Origin of the sequence: Neobacillus solisequens (assembly GCF_051233465.1) — a bacterium.
Taxonomy (GTDB): Bacteria; Bacillota; Bacilli; order Bacillales; family Cytobacillaceae; genus Neobacillus.
Genome location: NZ_JBKFGJ010000004.1, coordinates 142,744 through 160,819, shown reverse-complemented (window position 1 = coordinate 160,819; position 18,076 = coordinate 142,744). Strand labels below are relative to the sequence as shown.

At 38.9% G+C, this 18,076-nt stretch carries 16 protein-coding genes; all 16 read right to left on the bottom strand.

Annotated elements, in window-relative coordinates; all coding sequences use genetic code 11:
• Positions 1-177: 177 nt before the first annotated feature.
• The 16 genes from ftsZ to ftsL all read right to left on the bottom strand — a co-directional run bounded on the left by ftsZ (position 178) and on the right by ftsL (position 18,054).
• Positions 178-1,314 carry a cell division protein FtsZ gene (ftsZ, locus tag ACI3K6_RS06590; protein ID WP_335475462.1) on the bottom strand — a complete coding sequence of 379 codons (1,137 nt, stop codon included), beginning with the start codon at positions 1,312-1,314 and terminating at the stop codon, positions 178-180.
• 43 nt (positions 1,315-1,357) lie between these two features.
• On the bottom strand, positions 1,358-2,656 hold the full coding sequence (gene ftsA, locus ACI3K6_RS06585) for a cell division protein FtsA (protein ID WP_335475464.1): 1,299 nt from the start codon (positions 2,654-2,656) through the stop codon (positions 1,358-1,360).
• A 123-nt stretch (positions 2,657-2,779) separates the two neighbouring features.
• Positions 2,780-3,142 carry a small basic family protein gene (locus tag ACI3K6_RS06580; RefSeq protein ID WP_223596025.1) on the bottom strand — a complete coding sequence of 121 codons (363 nt, stop codon included), beginning with the start codon at positions 3,140-3,142 and terminating at the stop codon, positions 2,780-2,782.
• Positions 3,143-3,147: 5 nt separating this feature from the next.
• Complete coding sequence (locus tag ACI3K6_RS06575; protein ID WP_435554256.1) at positions 3,148-3,870, bottom strand: DUF881 domain-containing protein; 723 nt, start codon at positions 3,868-3,870, stop codon at positions 3,148-3,150.
• 46 nt (positions 3,871-3,916) lie between these two features.
• Complete coding sequence (locus tag ACI3K6_RS06570; protein ID WP_335475528.1) at positions 3,917-4,612, bottom strand: DUF881 domain-containing protein; 696 nt, start codon at positions 4,610-4,612, stop codon at positions 3,917-3,919.
• Entirely contained in the window at positions 4,596-5,387 is a 792-nt protein-coding gene (locus tag ACI3K6_RS06565) for a cell division protein FtsQ/DivIB (protein WP_435554189.1), read from the bottom strand. Before ACI3K6_RS06565 ends, ACI3K6_RS06570 begins: the two co-directional genes overlap by 17 nt.
• A gap of 231 nt (positions 5,388-5,618) precedes the next feature.
• Positions 5,619-6,527, bottom strand: coding sequence for a UDP-N-acetylmuramate dehydrogenase (gene murB / locus ACI3K6_RS06560; protein ID WP_435554188.1), 909 nt, complete (start codon positions 6,525-6,527; stop codon positions 5,619-5,621).
• Between the two features lie 61 nt (positions 6,528-6,588).
• Positions 6,589-7,692 carry an undecaprenyldiphospho-muramoylpentapeptide beta-N-acetylglucosaminyltransferase gene (gene murG, locus ACI3K6_RS06555; protein ID WP_435554187.1) on the bottom strand — a complete coding sequence of 368 codons (1,104 nt, stop codon included), beginning with the start codon at positions 7,690-7,692 and terminating at the stop codon, positions 6,589-6,591.
• Between the two features lie 160 nt (positions 7,693-7,852).
• Positions 7,853-8,953, bottom strand: coding sequence for a stage V sporulation protein E (gene spoVE, locus ACI3K6_RS06550; protein ID WP_335475475.1), 1,101 nt, complete (start codon positions 8,951-8,953; stop codon positions 7,853-7,855).
• A gap of 68 nt (positions 8,954-9,021) precedes the next feature.
• Positions 9,022-10,374, bottom strand: coding sequence for a UDP-N-acetylmuramoyl-L-alanine--D-glutamate ligase (gene murD / locus ACI3K6_RS06545; protein WP_435554186.1), 1,353 nt, complete (start codon positions 10,372-10,374; stop codon positions 9,022-9,024).
• Entirely contained in the window at positions 10,375-11,349 is a 975-nt protein-coding gene (mraY, locus tag ACI3K6_RS06540; protein ID WP_335475479.1) for a phospho-N-acetylmuramoyl-pentapeptide-transferase, read from the bottom strand. It lies immediately after the preceding gene.
• A 1-nt stretch (position 11,350) separates the two neighbouring features.
• A complete protein-coding gene (locus ACI3K6_RS06535) occupies positions 11,351-11,800 on the bottom strand; it encodes a hypothetical protein (protein WP_335475481.1) in 450 nt (149 codons plus the stop codon).
• Positions 11,800-13,263, bottom strand: a complete 1,464-nt coding sequence (locus tag ACI3K6_RS06530) for a UDP-N-acetylmuramoyl-L-alanyl-D-glutamate--2,6-diaminopimelate ligase (protein ID WP_435554185.1) — start codon at positions 13,261-13,263, stop codon at positions 11,800-11,802. The genes ACI3K6_RS06535 and ACI3K6_RS06530 overlap by 1 nt, the downstream gene beginning before the upstream one ends.
• A 159-nt stretch (positions 13,264-13,422) precedes the next feature.
• The gene (locus ACI3K6_RS06525; protein ID WP_435554255.1) at positions 13,423-15,342 is read right to left on the bottom strand and encodes a stage V sporulation protein D; all 1,920 of its coding nucleotides are present in this window, start codon (positions 15,340-15,342) and stop codon (positions 13,423-13,425) included.
• A gap of 118 nt (positions 15,343-15,460) precedes the next feature.
• Positions 15,461-17,695 (bottom strand): penicillin-binding protein, encoded by a 2,235-nt coding sequence (locus tag ACI3K6_RS06520; protein ID WP_435554184.1) that lies wholly within the window; start codon positions 17,693-17,695, stop codon positions 15,461-15,463.
• A complete protein-coding gene (gene ftsL / locus ACI3K6_RS06515) occupies positions 17,692-18,054 on the bottom strand; it encodes a cell division protein FtsL (RefSeq protein WP_435554183.1) in 363 nt (120 codons plus the stop codon). The genes ACI3K6_RS06520 and ftsL overlap by 4 nt, the downstream gene beginning before the upstream one ends.
• Between the last annotated feature and the right edge of the window lie 22 nt (positions 18,055-18,076).

The following is an 18,076-nucleotide window of genomic DNA, read 5'->3' as shown; positions in this document are numbered from 1 at the left end:
GCCTCCATATTTCTACTATCTTGTTTATGGAAAAGTATATCCTACTTGTATCGCAGAAGTGTGTCACTTTCTGTAATCAAAAAATCAGAAATTTTCCCTATCTAAAACGGAATTTGTCTAGAAAAATTTGGCATAAAAAAAAAGGAGCAATCCTGTTAGGATTGTTCCTTTTAAATATTATCTTTTGCGGTTACGGTTTCGTAGGAAGGTTGGAATATCTAATGTATCTTCCTGGATGTTGCTGTTTGTGTTTCGAACCGGCTCTTGTGGTGCTTCTTCACGCTTTTGTTCCCGTTTCACGTTATTTACTACTGGTTTTGGCTGCCCAAAAGTAGGGCGAGCAGGTTTAGGTTGCAACACTTCTTCCTTAAATCCTGTTGCAATGACGGTAACAACAATTTCATCTTTAAGGTTTTCGTTTATTACAGAACCAAAGATCATATTTACTTCTTGGTCAGAAGCAGATGCAACGATGTCCGCAGCCTCCTGCACTTCATAAAGACTTAAGTTGGATCCGCCTGTAATGTTCATTAGGACACCTTGTGCTCCATCAATGGAAGTTTCAAGTAATGGTGAGTTAATTGCCTTTTTAGCTGCTTCCGCTGCACGATTTTCACCTGCAGCAACACCAATCCCCATTAAAGCAGACCCTTTATTTGACATGATCGTTTTAACGTCTGCAAAGTCAAGGTTAATTAACCCTGGTGTAGCGATCAAATCTGAAATACCGGATACACCTTGGCGAAGAACATTATCAGCTTCTCGGAATGCTTCAAGCATCGGAGTACTCTTATCAACAATTTCCAAAAGACGATCATTTGGAATAACAATTAGAGTGTCAACAGCCTCTTTCATTGATGAAATACCACCAGAAGCCTGGGTTGCACGCTTTTTGCCTTCAAAAGTAAATGGACGAGTTACTACGCCCACTGTTAAAGCACCAAGATCACGTGCGATTTGTGCGATTACTGGTGCTGCACCTGTACCAGTTCCTCCACCCATACCTGCTGTAACGAATACCATATCAGCACCGCGTAATGCTTCTTCAATCTGCTCCTTACTTTCTTCAGCAGCTTTTTTTCCGACCTCAGGATTTGCTCCTGCACCAAGACCACGTGTAAGTTTGGCACCAATTTGCATTTTTACTTCTGCTTTTGATAAATTCAATGCTTGAGCATCTGTATTAACGGCAATAAACTCAACCCCTTGAACACCATGCTCAATCATTCGGTTTACAGCGTTATTACCGCCGCCTCCGACTCCAATTACTTTTATTGTTGCAAGAGAATCTAGATTTGTATCGAATTCTAACATGAAAAAATCCTCCTAATTCGTCGATATTCCTTTTTCGATTAGCCTATTCGAAAAAGTAACCTAGGAATTTTTTTACTTTTGATGACATTTTTTCCTCGGGCTGCTTTTCTACTTTTGGTTTCGGCTGCTGTTTTGTTGGTACTGCTCTTTTTTCAATTGGCTCAGAAACACTTGATGAGGAGCTAATGTTACCCCCTGGTAATCTAGCATTCTTGTAGGCATATTTGATTAAGCCAACCGCTGCCGTATACTGAGGTTCTCTCACACCAATATAGTCTGGAATTGCCTTGCGCACAGGGCTCTTAAATAAATCTTGGGCAAGCTCTAAAACACCCTGCATTTTAGTTGTTCCGCCCGTTAGAACGAAACCTCCAGGTAAATCTGTTACACCTAATCTTTTTAATTCCTTAGCAATTAATTCAAAGATTTCTTCCATTCTTGCTTCAATAATTTCAGAAACATAAAGCTGATTAAATTGTTGATGCTGGTCACTGCCAATAATAGGGACACTGAAAAACTCATCTTCGGAGGCATGGTCATAAAAGGCATGTCCATGCTTTATTTTGATATTCTCGGCATCCTCCGTAGAGGTGTGGAGGACCTTTGAAAGGTCATTTGTAATCAAGTCTCCACCTACCGGAATCACACTTGACTCCTTTAAATATCCTTCTTCATAGACAGCAATTGTTGTCGAGCCCCCACCAATATCCACCAAGGCTACTCCAAGGTTCTTCTCGTCTCTAGATAAGGCGTAATCACCTGCTGCCAATGGCTGCAAAATAATATCAGAAAAGCTCAAGCCGGCTCGTTCCACACAGCGGATGATATTGGCAACAACTGAATTGGATCCGGTTACCAAAGTGCCTTCCATTTCTAGACGCACTCCAATCATCCCGCGCGGATCATTGATCTCGTCTTTACCGTCAAGGATAAATTGTTTTTGAATAACACCCATATTGACTCTTTCCGGAGCAATTGATCCGACATAGGAAGCTTCAATAACACGTGTTACGTCTTCATTTGTAATCTCGCGGTTTTGACCTGAAACGGCCACAATTCCATGACATGGCTGTAGCATAATATTATGTCCAGGAATCCCAACTACTACTTCATGGATTTCCATTCCTACCATTCGCTCCGCTTGTTCTACTGCCCTTCTAATGGAATGAACTGTATCATCCATGTCGACAATGGAACCTTTGCGAAGACCTTCAGATTCTACATTGCCTACACCTATTATATTTAATATGCCTTTTCCGGAGTCATTGACCATTTCACCAATGATTACTTTTACACTGGATGTACCGATGTCAAGACTAACATATATTTCATTGCTGTTCATTCTTTGGCACCTCCTTTAGTTTCACTTAATCGAACAACAATTTTCTTTGTTCAAATGTAAATATCCTATAGTCATATCTTATAAAAATATTCGTCACAACTAAATGATTCCCTTTAAAAATTTTCAACTTTTTTCTAATTTTTCTTTGTTTGTTGACCATTTTGTCAATAATATTCGACGAATTACGGCAATATTCTGAAATAACCTTACCCCAAACGCAAAAACTGCCGCTAAATACAAGTCTACACCAAGATGCACACCGAGAAAAGCTAAACTTGCAGCTAGTAAGATATTAAAAAAGAATCCCGATACAAAAACCTTTTCATCATAGATATTTTGCAGATAAGCGCGAATTCCTCCGAATAATGTGTCGAAAGCCGCCAAGACAGCAATCGACAAATAATTCGAATATTCTTCAGGAATACGTATTTCAGTAAGCAATCCTAGAATTATACCAATTACCAGCCCCATAAAAGGTAGCCACATTAGGCTCAGCCCCCTTCTTTAATCGGTTCCAAATATCGGACCCGAAGTGGATTATCATATGCCGGAAGAGTGACATTTTGGGTGGGGGGTGAAACATTTAACTTTAACCCTTCGGTATAGAATTCATCTCTGGCCTTTGATACTTTCATCCGGTTATACAGTTTTTCTGCAGTCGTAAAATCCGCAGCTATCACCTTCACTTCAATGGGCAATTTTTTTATAGAATGTCCATCGACTTTCGTTTCTCGGTTTATATCACGAATGACTGTTGTATTAATTATTCTCTGACCATCAATCGCTGTTGCTTTAGCTTCATACATATTAAGCTCGTTTAACAACCTTTGCAATAATTCCGGAGAAACTGTTCGGGTAGCGGGTGCTCCGTCTTGAATATCTTCCATTGCAGCTTCAATTTGCAAGCTAACCCCTGGACCAGTAAGATCCGTCAGGCCTGCTTCGGATTTAAGTTCTTGGAATGTATCCTTTAATGCCTTTTCTTTGCTTTGTTTTCGCTTAGATTCATAGGCAGATAGTTTATCCTCGTTAGATCGGATTTCAGTTAATAAGTTGTATTGCAATTCTTTTTCTTTAAGCAGAGCTTCCCGTAACTGCCAAATGTCTCTAGTGTCACGTTCTGCAGGTTTTTTTACCGTTTGAAATTGAATTGCAACCATAAAGCCCACAATCCCAGCAATTAGCGTAAAACTTAAGTTGATTTTCTTGTCCACATTTTTCACCTTACCCTTTAACTTCATCATTTTCGTGGACATCCGGTTAATTACCCAAAATAGGATTTAAAACAATGTCATTATCTTTTTCCAAAGCAACCACAATATTATCGTTAATCAGCTGATCCTTAACACCACCTGTTAAATTGATAGATGATGCCAGGACATCCGAATCTCCAATGGCGGTTATGACAAAAGGTGCAGGGTGTTGAACTCCGTCAACCGTTATGACTGGGCCATTGCACACAATATAGGAATGACTGGTCAGTCTCTGACCATTAATCGCAACTGCTGAAGCCCCTGATATGTACAGTTCATTAACCACTTTAAACACATGATGTTCATGGACCAAATAATTATTTACATTGTTCTCGGTCGGATCGTATGCGCCGTCAGAAAGAGTAATTTTTATCCCCTTTCCTTTAACTTTTACTTTTCCTAAGAACATCCTGTATTTTTCAGCATCTTCAGCCATATTTTGAAAAACTTGTGCCTCTTTGGCTAAATCCTTTTCATTATCTTGAACTTTATCCTGCTTCTGCTTTAACTCTTTTTGAAGCTCACGGTTTTTTTCCTCTTGAGCAATCAATTGGTCCCTTAATGCAAGGGTTTTTTCATACTGTTTATCAGACATTTTAGGCTTTTGGTTTTGGGTTTGTGTTAAATGATAGGAGAAAGCCAGAATAAACCCTAATACAAGGCATACCAGGGACAATATAACATGATTACCCTTCACCTTCATCAGTTTCACCTTTAGTTTCCTCCGCTTCTGTGTCAAAAGCCTTAAAATATGACCCTACTTCCAAATCAATTATTCCTTTTTTAGTTGGATCTAATTGGCTGATAATGGAAGGATAATGCGACATTTTTTCCGAAAAGCTTCTTAATGTTGCACTTACCTCAAAACCATCGTTCATATATAGATAGATATGATACTTGTCAGTTTTTTTGGGAGTATAATGAATTTCCGAAATGGAGTTTACGATTTCTCCTGGAAGGCTTGCCAGCCCTTTTACCATTTCATTAAGGACTTGTCCTTCTTTGAAATCGAATAGAATCGGAGAGTTTACTGGAATGATATTTGTTTTTTTATCATTAATAATTTTACCGTTCTCCATTACCGGTAAATAAGAATTTTCTTGTTTAAGATAGGCAATCTTCTTATGCTCTTTTACTTTAATGAGTATTGAATTTGGCCAATTAACCTTAACCTCAGCATTTTTCACTTCGGATAACTGTGATATTTTAGCAGCCACAGTGCTCCGTCTTACTTCCCATATATTTGTTGCCGTTGAAAGACCACTTTTACGGATAATTTCACCTTTGGAATAAATTTCGTTTCCAATTACGGTAATTGATTTAACATGACTTAACGGAGATTGAGAATACGCAATAATGGCAATCATCGCAAAAAACATAATCAGCAAAATAATAAGCCGTTTATTTGCTTTTCGCCGTCTCTGTTCCTTCAATTTAGGAATCCGGTCTTCAAGAGCAACGATTTTACCATTTTCCATTCATGATTCCCCCACATTTTTAAGCGGCTTTCTATGGATTCTTTCAGAAGCTGATCTTCATTTAGAGACCTTAAAAGCTAAAACAACGGCACGAATAATCATGCCGTCATTCATTTACATTTGGATTTATCTATCATATTATCAGTAATTATATCACAAAATTTGTCATTCGAAAGAGATTTCTTATTAGAAAATTATGTTTGCAATTGGAATTTCTAGGATATTGCACGATTAGCGTCTTCCAATAATTTCAACTTCTGTTTCCATTTTTATTTTGTATAAATTGAAAATGGTATCCTTTACATGTTGAATTAATGCAAGAACATCACCTGCAGTAGCATTTCCAGCATTGACAATGAAATTCCCATGCATTTCTGATATTTTTGCACCGCCGATACTAAACCCTTTCAGTCCGGCAGACTCAATTAATTTACCAGCATAATTTGGGGTAGGATTCCTAAAAATACTTCCAGCACAAGGGTAATTCCATGGTTGAGTTTCCTTGCGATAGTCTTTATTTTTCTGCATTTGACTCACAATCAACTTCTTATCTCCCGATTCAAGCTGAAAAACGGCTTCAACCACAATACCCGGGCGCTGCTTTTGAAGAATAGATGTACGATAAGAAAACGCCATTTCCTCATTTGATAACCATTCCATTACGCCATCATCAAACAGAACATGCGCTCTCGTTAATATATTGCTTATATCAGATCCATGAGCACCGGCATTCATGTAAACAGCTCCACCTACTGAACCTGGAATACCACTGGCAAATTCAAGTCCTGAGAGCCCTCTTTTACTTATCAATGTAGATAAACTGACAAGTGAGTGGCCTCCGCCGACGGTAATGGTCGTTTCATTAATTTCTAAACTGTCCATTCCTGCACCGAGCTTTATTATAGCCCCTTCAATTCCTTTATCGGAGACTAACAGATTGGATCCCCTGCCAATGGCACGCCATGGAATCTTATGTCTATTTATAACTTCCATAACTTTTGCCAAATTTTCAACTGACGATGGTTCGATAAAGAGATCTGCCGGACCACCAATTTTAATAGTGGTGTGATGGGCAAGTAACTCATTTTGTTTTATCTTGCCGATATTCAAATCTTGTAATTCTTTCATGATATCGTCCATTTGTATCACCTGACTTTCCAAAATTGCGTTAATTATAGTTTATGCAAAGAGTTTATTTGGGCTACTTACGTTTCGTATTTACCAACTCAGTCATCACTTTAAATAGTCGAGATGCAGAATCCGGAACACCCATTTTCTTCGATTTTTGCTTCATATCGTGCAAAATTTTACTATCTAACAGGATCTGGTCAATATGTTGAACAAGGCTATGCCCGGTTAATTCTTTTTCTAACAAGACACTAGCTGCCCCGTGATCACTTAATGATCTTGCATTTTTTTCTTGATGATTATTGGTTACATATGGGCTGGGAATTAATATACTTGGAATTCCCAAGGAAGTAATTTCTGCTATTGATGTTGCACCTGCTCGTGAAACAACGAGATCAATTCCAGCAAGAACTTCCGGCATATTATGAATAAAAGGTTTAATGACAACATTTTGCGGATTTCCTACTAATTCCACTTCCTTACTAACGGCTTCAAAATGAACATCACCGGTAACATAAAGAACTTGATAGGGTTTTTCAGAGAAATCCGGTAGCCCTTTTACAACGGCTTCATTAATTGGTCTTGCACCACGGCTTCCTCCGAATATTAAAACAGCAGGTTTAGTCGTGCTTAGTCCCACTGAAAGCCTACCTTTTATTCCGTCCTTGCCGATTACTTCCGAAGCTCTAGGATTTCCTGTAAAAACCACTTTTGACGGAGGGAAAAATTCTTTTGCCTCTTCAAAACAGATGGCAACTTTATCTACATATCTGCTTAAAAATTTGTTTGTCAATCCTGGAACACTGTTCTGTTCATGAACAATTGTCGGGATCCGGAGCTTCGACGCAGCATATACAACCGGTCCGCATACATAACCTCCCGTTCCAATTACAATATCGGGATTAAATTGATTTAGAATTTTTTTGCTGTCGCGGACACCTTTTAAAAAACGATATACAGTCTTAATATTATCGAAGGATAGTTTTCTTTTAAATCCTGTAATATGAATAGATTGGAAGTCGATCCCTTCTCTAGGGACAATTTTGCTCTCCAGCCCTGTTAAAGTACCTATGTATAAGAATTCTGCATCCTTATGTTCTTTCTGAATTTCTCTTATCAGGGCCAATGCCGGATAAATATGTCCTCCGGTTCCCCCGCCACTCACTACGATCTTCATCGATTTCTCACCTCTAAAAAGTTGCTACACACATTCTACTACAAAAATATAAGATACAATGATAATAATAAAAGATTGTTATTGAATTGTAATTAAAACAACATACAATGTTTAAAGTCCTAGTAAACAAAAAGAACCCTGCCTATCACAGGGTGAGTCATCAGTATCTTGAATAACGACTGATATTGAGAAGGACTCCAATTGCCATCAACATAAGTGTTAAGGAAGAACCTCCATAACTTAAAAACGGTAAGGTAATTCCAGTTACCGGCATTAACCCAGTTACAACACCAATATTGATCATTACTTGGATTGCCACCATGGCGATAATTCCCACTGCAAGAAAACTTCCGTACAAATCTGGTGCCCCAAGCGCAATACGTATACCCCTCCATAACAACAGCGCAAATAACAGAATAATAAAAGATCCGCCTATAAACCCCAGTTCTTCAGATAGAATCGCAAAAATAAAATCTGTTTGCGGTTCAGGCAAGTAGAAGAACTTTTGCCTGCTTTCACCCAATCCAAGGCCAAATAAGCCGCCTGGTCCAATTGCATAAAGCGATTGGATGATTTGAAAGCCACTACCAAGTGGGTCTGACCATGGATCAAGAAAGGAGGTAATCCGTTTAATCCGATAGGGGGCTGAAGCAATTAAACCAATAAATCCGGCTACTCCAATTAATCCTAAAAAAACAAAGTGACTAACCCTTGCACCAGCAATAAAAATCATCACGACACAGGTTCCCATCATGACAGTTCCAGTGCCTAAGTCCGGCTGTAGCATAATCATGGCAAAAGCAATAAATGCTAGCCCCAGAGAAGGAGCGAGACCTTTTTTAAAGGAAGTAATGTACTTTTGCCGCTCGGATAGGAATTTAGCTAAGAAAGCAATCATGGCGAGTTTCATAAATTCTGAAGGCTGTATCGAAAAAGCACCAACACCAATCCAGCTTCTTGAACCATTTCGAACATTACCGATCCCGGGGATGAGCACCAACACCAATAAGATGAAACATACAATTAAAATGGTTTTCGCCCATGTTCTCCATGTCCAATAGTTAATATTCATGATAAAAAACATGGCCATAATCCCAACCGCAGCAAATAACGTCTGCCGTTTAGCAAAGAAAAAGGAGTCCTGAAATTTATATTCAGCCCAAATCGCACTTGCGCTATAAACCATGATGAGTCCTACAGCCAATAGGGTAAACGTAACAAGCATTAAAATAAAATCGGGAGTTGTTCTCTTCGTCGGCACCGCTTTACACCTCAACAACAAGATTTAGGGCTTCGGAGTACCACGCAAGAACAAAGTAGGCCAAGCCCCTACTTAAGCTTATGCACCGCTTCGATAAAAATGTCTCCCCTGACTTCAAAAGTTTTATATTGATCCCAGCTTGCACATGCAGGAGATAACAAAATCACGTCACCTGGTTCTGAGTATTCAAACGCAGCAGGTACGGCCTTGTCAACATTATCGACACGCCGGAAATTTTTTATTCCAGCCTCCATTCCAACCCTTTCAATCTTAGGTGCAGTTTGACCAAATGAAATTAATGCTTTTACATTTTTCAAATATGGAATCAACTCATCAAACTCATTTCCCCGGTCCAATCCACCTGCCAATAGAATGACAGGAGTCTCAAACGCAGTCAAAGCCTTTATCGTTGCTAAAATATTAGTTGCTTTTGAATCATTATAAAATCTTCTGCCCAATACTTCATCGACATATTGCAAACGGTGCCTGACACCCGTAAAGGTTGAAAGCACCTCCTGAATCGCCTCATTAGCTACACCTGATAGCTTTGCAGCCGAAACAGCGGAAAGAATATTTTCAAGATTATGCACGCCCGGCAATGCAATGTTTTTGATCTCCATGATCGGTTCTTGATTAAAGCATAACCAGCCATCTTTTAGGCAGGCACCATCCTTTAAATCCTTCTTTGTTGAAAAAGGAATAATCTTTGCTTTGGAATGACTCGCAATTGCCATAGTTTCTTCCTGATCAGCGTTAATAATTAAGCATTCATGCTCTGTTTGATTTTTAGTAATACTTGCTTTTGCTTTCATATAATCTTCTTTTGATCCATGGTAATCCAAATGGGCGTCATAAATATTGGTGACGATCGCAATTTTCGGGTTAAATGTTTGGATACCCATAAGCTGAAACGAAGATAGTTCAATAACAATTGTATTTTCCCTTGTTGCTTCTTCAGCAACTCCGGAAGCAACGGTACCGATATTTCCGGCAATTAACGGCTGTTTATTACCCGATTTTAGCATTTCATAAATTAATGTTGTTGTAGTGGTTTTTCCATTTGTTCCGGTAATACCAATAAAAGGAGCTTCAGAAATTTGATAAGCAAGTTCGACTTCCGTTATAACAGGAATCCCTTTATCAATTGCCGCAATAACCATAGGGTTTTTATAAGGAATCCCCGGATTTTTTACAATTAATTCAAATCCTTCATCAAGAAGTTCAATTGGGTGCTCACCACAAATAACTTTAATTCCCTGTTCCAATAATCCCTGTGCCTCAGGATTATCAGATAATGGCTTTTGGTCATTTACTGTCACAAAAGCTCCTAACTTATGTAAAAGTACGGATGCACTGACACCGCTTTTGGCAAGACCTAAAACGAGTATTTTTTTATGACGATACGATTCTATCTGCTTCAATTACAACCACACCTCTATATAGATTCCTAGTACTGCCAATATTAAACCTACACTCCAAAAGGTTACCACTACTCTCCATTCAGACCAACCTACAAGCTCATAGTGGTGGTGCAGTGGGCTCATCCGGAAAATTCGTTTTCCAGTTGTTTTAAATGAGGCAACTTGAAGGATAACCGATAAGGTTTCTATTACAAAAACACCACCAATTAGAAGCAGGAGGATTTCAAGCTTTGTCAGGATCGAAATCGTTGCAATCGCCCCTCCTAATGCTAGTGAACCTGTATCTCCCATAAATACCTTTGCTGGATGGGCATTAAATACTAAGAAACCTAATACTGCACCAACAACAGCAACCGAAAAAATAGCAATCTCCATTTGTGATTGATTCCATGCCAGAACAGCAAATGCTCCAAAGGCAATGGCTGCTGTGCCTGACAGCAATCCATCAAGACCATCTGTCAAATTAACGGCATTCGAAAAGCCAACCAGCCAAAATACGATAAACAACACGAAAAACCAGCCTAAATCAAAGGAGGTATCGGTAAAAGGAATATGAATTTCAGTGGAAAATCCTTGTTGTCGGTACACTAAATAAAAAATGACCGAAATGATAATTTGCCCCAAAAACTTTTGTTTGGACGTTAATCCAAGATTTCGTTTTAATACGACTTTAATGAAATCATCTAAAAACCCAAGTAAGCCAAATCCTAAAGTCACTAAAAGAAGCAGATAGGTTTTAACTGTTGGCTCCGAAAATTTACCTGCCATAACTATGGTTGTAATGACAATAGAAAATAAAATCATGATTCCACCCATTGTTGGTGTACCTGATTTCTTCTGATGAGATTTTGGTCCTTCTTCACGAATGCTTTGTCCAAATTTCAACCTTCTCAAGAAGGGAATAAATACAGGAGACAGAAGGACAGAAATTAAAAATGACATGACGATTGTGAAAAATATAACTTGCTCAAGCATTTTATCCCCTCCTTTCCATTAGGTTATTTTGTATGTCGTTAATTTTTTTTAGCATTACAGCTATATCATATGTCTCTATTTTTTTATTAAGAAGTTCTTTATTTGAAATGATAAAATTAGTAATCCCCATTTTAATGTCAGTTTCTCCATTTACTTTATCTATATAGCACTGCAAAAGGCTCATCATCGCTTCCACCACGTCATTTACAAAAAAAACTGGAAAATGATTGGGTGTATAATGAGGCAATGCTTTTCCTTTTTCCCATATGGCAGCAATTGCGCCGTTTTCTATTGCTTTTGAAAGTTCCCCAGATCTCTCACTCGTAGGAATGAACAATCCTTTAGGTTGATTTACATTGGCTTGGTCAGAAATAGTTAAAAAGATAAAATCTTCTCGAATTCCCTGGGCGTCAGGAAATAATTGTAATAAATCTTCATAGACGAACTGCATTATGATCTCTCCTTGATTGCTTTCAGTGCCACAATCCGATCATCAAAATCATGTACGACGCTGCCAATAATTTGATAGGTTTCATGCCCTTTACCGGCAATCAAAATGACATCCCCCGATGAAGCCTGCTCAATCGCGGAATAAATGGCATCTTTACGATCCGGTATGACCTGATACACTTCTCCCTTAACACCGGTCTCCATTTCATCTAAAATCGCTACAGGATCTTCACTTCTAGGATTATCAGATGTAAAAATAGGATTCGTAGCGTAACGGCACGCTATTTGTGCCATTATAGGCCGTTTTGTCCGATCTCTGTCACCGCCACAGCCAACCACGACAAAGATTTTTTGTTTAGCGAAAGTTTGTATGGTTTTCAACACGTTTTCCAAGCTATCTGGTGTATGAGCATAATCCACAATGACGGTAAAATCTTGGCCAGCTTGAACAAGTTCGAATCGGCCAGACACCCCTTTAATGGATTCCAACGAGCAGATAATTTCTTCTATTTCTATTCCGGATACTAAAGCAGCGGCAAAGCTTGCCAATACATTATAAATACTAAATTTGCCTAATAATTGAATATGAACAGGGTAGCTCAGACCATTAATCAAAATATCAAACTTAATACCGGTTGATTGCATTTGAATATTAATCGCACGAATATCTGCAGGTTGATCAATTCCATATGTAACAACATGAGCCGCTGTAACTTTTTTAAAAACCTCGCTGGCATGGTCATCGGCATTTAGAATGGCAAATTTAGGCTTGTGAGGATCAAAGCTATTGCCTAGCTGAGAGAATAATAAACTCTTAGCTCGCTGATATTCTTCCATAGTTTTATGGAAGTCAAGGTGATCCTGTGTTAGGTTGGTAAATACTGCAATATCATACTCGCAGCCATGTACTCGGCCTAAATCCAGGGCATGGGACGAAACCTCCATGACAGCAGTTTCGACCCCATGGCCTACCATTTCATGGAACGTTTTCTGAAGTGTCAAGCTTTCTGGTGTTGTATTTTTTGTTTCGATGATTTGATCAGCTATTTTTGTATACATCGTACCAATGAGTCCGGTTTTCTCTCCTTGGTCAGCGAAAATTTTTTCAATCATATGACTGGTGGTCGTTTTACCATTTGTACCTGTAATCCCGATTAATTTTAACTTTCTGGTTGGATGCCTATAAAATGCATCAGCAAGTACTGCCATTGCTCGGGTGGTGTCATTAACGATTATAACAGGTACCTCTATATCTAATTCACGTTGTGCTATAACTGCCACCGACCCGTTTTTAACAGCAGCTTCGGCAAAGTCATGACCATCCACAGTATAACCTTTTATACAAATAAATAAGCTCCCAGGTTGCACCTTACGATGATCGTTTTCAAGCGATGTAATTTCCAAGTCAACTCCATTATATGGTGTCAACAGATGCAAAGACTTTAGCAGCTCTTGTAGCTTCATGTTTACCTCAATTCCTCTCATGACCTTACATAGACTTTTGACAAATATTTCATTTTATCTTTTGAGAAAAGTTCCATCTTATTTTACATGAAAAAATTTATTTTTGCTATTTAGTAGGGGACATTTGTAAAAAAATTAAGCATCTCCTAAAAATCTACCTTAGTTTCCGCTACCAAAATATAATCTGACCTTTGAACCCTCTTTTACCTTTGAACCCGCTTCCGGCGACTGTCTGACGACAACATCACCTTCACCGCTCGAATCAACTGTTAAGTTGACCAACTGTTCCTGTAGTTCACTTCTTGTTAAACCTACAAAATCGGGAAGTTTAATTAAAGGTGTATCTGGCCATTTTACCTTTTTCTCTATCTGTTCTTTTCTTGGTTCAACTCCCATCGCACTTAAACTATCTTTCATAATATTACCAACAATAGGAGCACTTACTGTTCCCCCAAAAGCCGTAACCCCTTTTGGATTATCCACTGCTACATACACAACTATTTGCGGGTCGTCAGCAGGAGCAAAACCAATAAATGATACGATAAAGTTATTTTCTAAATATCTCCCACCAACTGCCTTTTGAGCTGTACCGGTTTTTCCACCAATACGATAGGAATCAACAAAAGCCTTGCCTCCTGTCCCCTGAGCAACAACAGTTTCCAAGGCATGACGAATTTCTTGGGAGGTTTTCTCGGAAACGACTCTTCGTTTTTCTTCCGGCGTATTCCTCATTACAACTTCTTTTGTGACAGGATCTATTAATTCTTTTGCAATATATGGTTTATATAATATACCGCCATTTACGGCAGCAGAAACAGCCGTAACCTGTTGGATCGGTGTTACAGATACACCCTGCCCAAAGGCGGTTGTTGCCAATTCTACCGGTCCTACCCGATCCATGTTAAACAGGATGCCTGTCCCTTCCCCTTGAAGGTCAATCCCTGTTTTTTGTCCAAACCCAAAGTCTTTAATATATTTAAACAGTTTTTCCTTCCCTAGCCTTTGACCTAACTCCACAAATCCAGGGTTGCAGGAGTTTTGAACGACTTCGAGAAAGCTCTCATCACCATGTCCGCCTCTTTTCCAGCACTTTAGCCTTGCACCCGCCACTTGTACCGAACCCGGGTCATGAAAATGTTCTTTTTCCAAGTTAACTTTATTCTCATTTAAAGCTGCTGCTAAGGTTATAATCTTAAAAGTGGAACCGGGCTCATATGTCATCCAAACGGGCAAATTTCGGTTATATACTTCTTGAGGTACATTTCGAAAATTGGTTGGATCAAAGGTTGGACGACTTGACATCGCCAAAATTTCACCATTATTCGGGTTCATGGCAATGGCAATGATCCCGTCTGGATTGTATTTAGCTTGAGCAATATCTAACTCACGCTCAACAATCGTTTGCACTTTTGTATCAATGGTCAACTTTAAATCAAGACCTTTTATAGGTTTTTCATAATCGTCGGCCATATCATTCATACGTTCTCCCTTTGCATTGGCATAGAATTTTACCGAGCCGCGTTTTCCATTTAATTCTTTATCGTAGTATTTTTCCAATCCCATTAACCCTTGGTTGTCCACTCCTGCAAAACCAAGAACATGGGAAAGATAACTTTTATATGGATAATATCGTTTTGAATCTTCTCCGATATAGATTCCTTCAAGTCCTAGCGCTCTAATTTCTTTCGCCTTTTCATGTGAGATTTTTCTTCCCTCTTTAATCCTGACTATCCTTTCTTTCTGGGTAATCTCTCGGTAAGCTGCTTCATTTGACATATTTAATACTCCTGCCAGTTTTTCCGCCGTTGTTGCAGGATCCTTTACTTGTCGCGGAACAACCCAAACGGTAGGAGCACTTATATTTGTTGCCAGCGGAACACCGTTCCTGTCAACGATTTCCCCTCGTTCAGGTTCAAAAGGGATATTTCTACTCCATGAATCTTTTGCCCAGCCAGTTAGCATGTTTCCTAAATAAAATTGTACATAGCCTAGTCTGACATCAATGATTAAAAAAATGAGAATTCCGACGAATAGTGCAATCATTAACCGTTTACGGACCGTTACATTTGAAACGCGCATAATTATGAACATGCCTCCTTTTCATCATCATTCATAAATATGCTTGTACTGGTTTTAATAGAACGATAGTCACTACCCTAAACAGTTAAAATCCCGCTATAGAAAGCGGGATTTAGACCTAATCTTGGACTGTTTTCTTACTTGTCTCTTTTTTTGAGGTGCTATCTTCTTTTTGGTCAGATTGCTGCTGATTCCACTGTTCCTCAGCGGTTTTTAAATCAACGATAAGGAAATCTCCTTTATTTAAAGGTGCCTTTGGCTTTATATTTTGTCCAACGACATAACCGTTCCCTTTAGAATTTAGCTTTAATCCTGTAAGATTGGCAAATTTCATAACATCTCTTAATGACCAACCTGTTAAGTCAGGTGCTGTTAACTCTCCATTCGTTTTAATGATTACCTTTTCACCTTCTAGTACCGGCGTATTAGCTTTTGGAAGCTGGTCCACTACATCTGTTCCATTTCCAACTATGACAGTCTCATACCCTTTTTCTTTTAGGTCTTTCTCCGTTTCTTCCACGGAGTTCCCCTTAAGATTTGGCAATTTATTAACTGTAGCTTTTTCAATGACAGACGGTTGAATATTTAAATAGTGCAAGCTATTTTGCATAACGGGATTAAAAACACCGGAAACAGGAATTGCCCCCTGACCGGTTTCCATTCCTGCTAATTGAGGTTGTTGAACAGCTACATAAACAATTAACTTTGGATCATCCTTGGGAGCCATACCTAGAAAGGAAAAAATATAATTGTTTGCTCCCTTTAAATACCCACCTGGTCCAGGAATATTAGCAGTTCCCGTTTTCCCTGCAACACTATAGCCTTCAATTTTATACCTGCCGCCCGTCCCGTTTGGGGAAGTAACAACCGTTTCTAGGTAGTCGCGCACCGTACTTGCAGTTTTAGCAGATATTGGCTGAGATACTACTTCAGGTTTGGTTTCTTCTATTACTTTTCCGGTATCATGATCGACAATTTTATCCACAACATGCGGCTTGAGCATTTTCCCATCATTTGCAATAGCGGTTGCAGCTTGAATTTGTTCAATCGGTGTAATAGCAGTCCCTTGTCCATAAGCTGTGGTAATTTTTTCAATAGGGTAGGTATATCTGATTTTTCCGGCTGTTTCGTCAGGCAATTCAATTCCTGTTGGTTTATCAAAGCCAAACTTTGTTAAATACTCTCTAAGTCTTTCAAAGCCTAATTTCTCGTTGGCAATTTTCGCAAAAGCTACGTTTGATGACCGTTGAACACCTTCTAAATAGGTGATAGTCCCCCAACCGGAGTAGTTGTGGTCATGAATCGCTTTATCTCTATTGGTAACCCTGTAAGAACCAGATTGATAGGTTTCATTAGGATTAAAAACACCCTCCTGAACAGCGGCAGCTAGAGTAAAGATTTTCATCGTTGATCCTGGTTCATAAGATGTCTCAATCGCTTCATTATGCCAACTCTTAGTAATACCTTCTTTCGTATCCGGATCAAAGGATGGTCGCTGTCCCATCGCTAATATATTTCCTGTTTTCGGGTCTGCGACAATGGCTATGATTTTCTTCGGCTTGTACTGTTTGGCCACCTTATCCATGGCATCCTCTAAGAAGGTCTGGATTTTTTTATCAATGGTTAAATAGATATCTTGACCGTCCTTAGCTGGTGTCACTTTTTGCTTCCCGTCTGGAAGAATATATCCCCACAGGTCACTTTCATAATCAAGTTTTCCATTTGTTCCAGTTAACTGATTATTAAATGACTTCTCGATGCCCATCTTTCCAATTGTTTTAAAAGAACTGTCCTTTTGTTCAATCTTATCCGCATAGCCAATTAAATGTGACGCAAAAGTTCCATTTGGGTAAAAACGTTTGGAATCTCTAAGAAAGGTAATGCCAGGAAGCTTCAGACTTTCAATTTTTATCTTAGTTTCATGAGAAATATCCCTGCCTGCCTTACCGAATTCGACTTGAAACAATCCTTTTCTGGTTAATCGTTTATAAATATCAGATTCATCCATATCAATATACTTTGCCAGTTTTTCTGCGGTTTCCCTTGGATTCGTAACATGTCTCGGCTTCTTGGGATCCGTTGTCATTTTTTTATCGAGAATAGCAACTAACTTATATGAAACGGTATCTTCAGCAATTACTTCACCGGTACGATCTAAAATCTCGCCTCGCTGCGCAGGTAAAATGCCTTCCTTGCTGTATTTTTGCTGTGCCTTAGCAGCAAGCGGCTGACCTCCAACCTCACCTGTGATTTGAATCGTATAATACCTGACGATTAAGACAAAAAAGAGCAGGCCGAATATTGCAAATAATATCGCTGCTCCCACATTCATATTTGGCTGTTTTTTAATCATTTCTCCTGCACAACCTTGACGTTATTTTCATTTAACATGAGCCCCATGCTTTTTGCTTTTTCATAAATCCGCTCATATCTGCTCAGTTCGCTGACTTGACCCTTTAGGTCTTCATTAACCTTTTGCTGTTCCTTTACTTGATCGTCCATTTTCTGGATGTCTTTGTTAATTTGATAGATCTGTGACTGATTTGAGATAAGATGAACAGCACCAAAGCAAACTAAGCCAGCGAAAGCTACTCCAATAATTTTTTCACCTGGAGTAAGCCAGGACTTTTTAATTTTTAATGGTTTCCTGTCTTGGACAATTTGTTCCTCTTGCTGCTGTTGTTGTTTAAAATTCCTGGCAAGATTACTCACACGTTTCCCCTCCGGATTCATT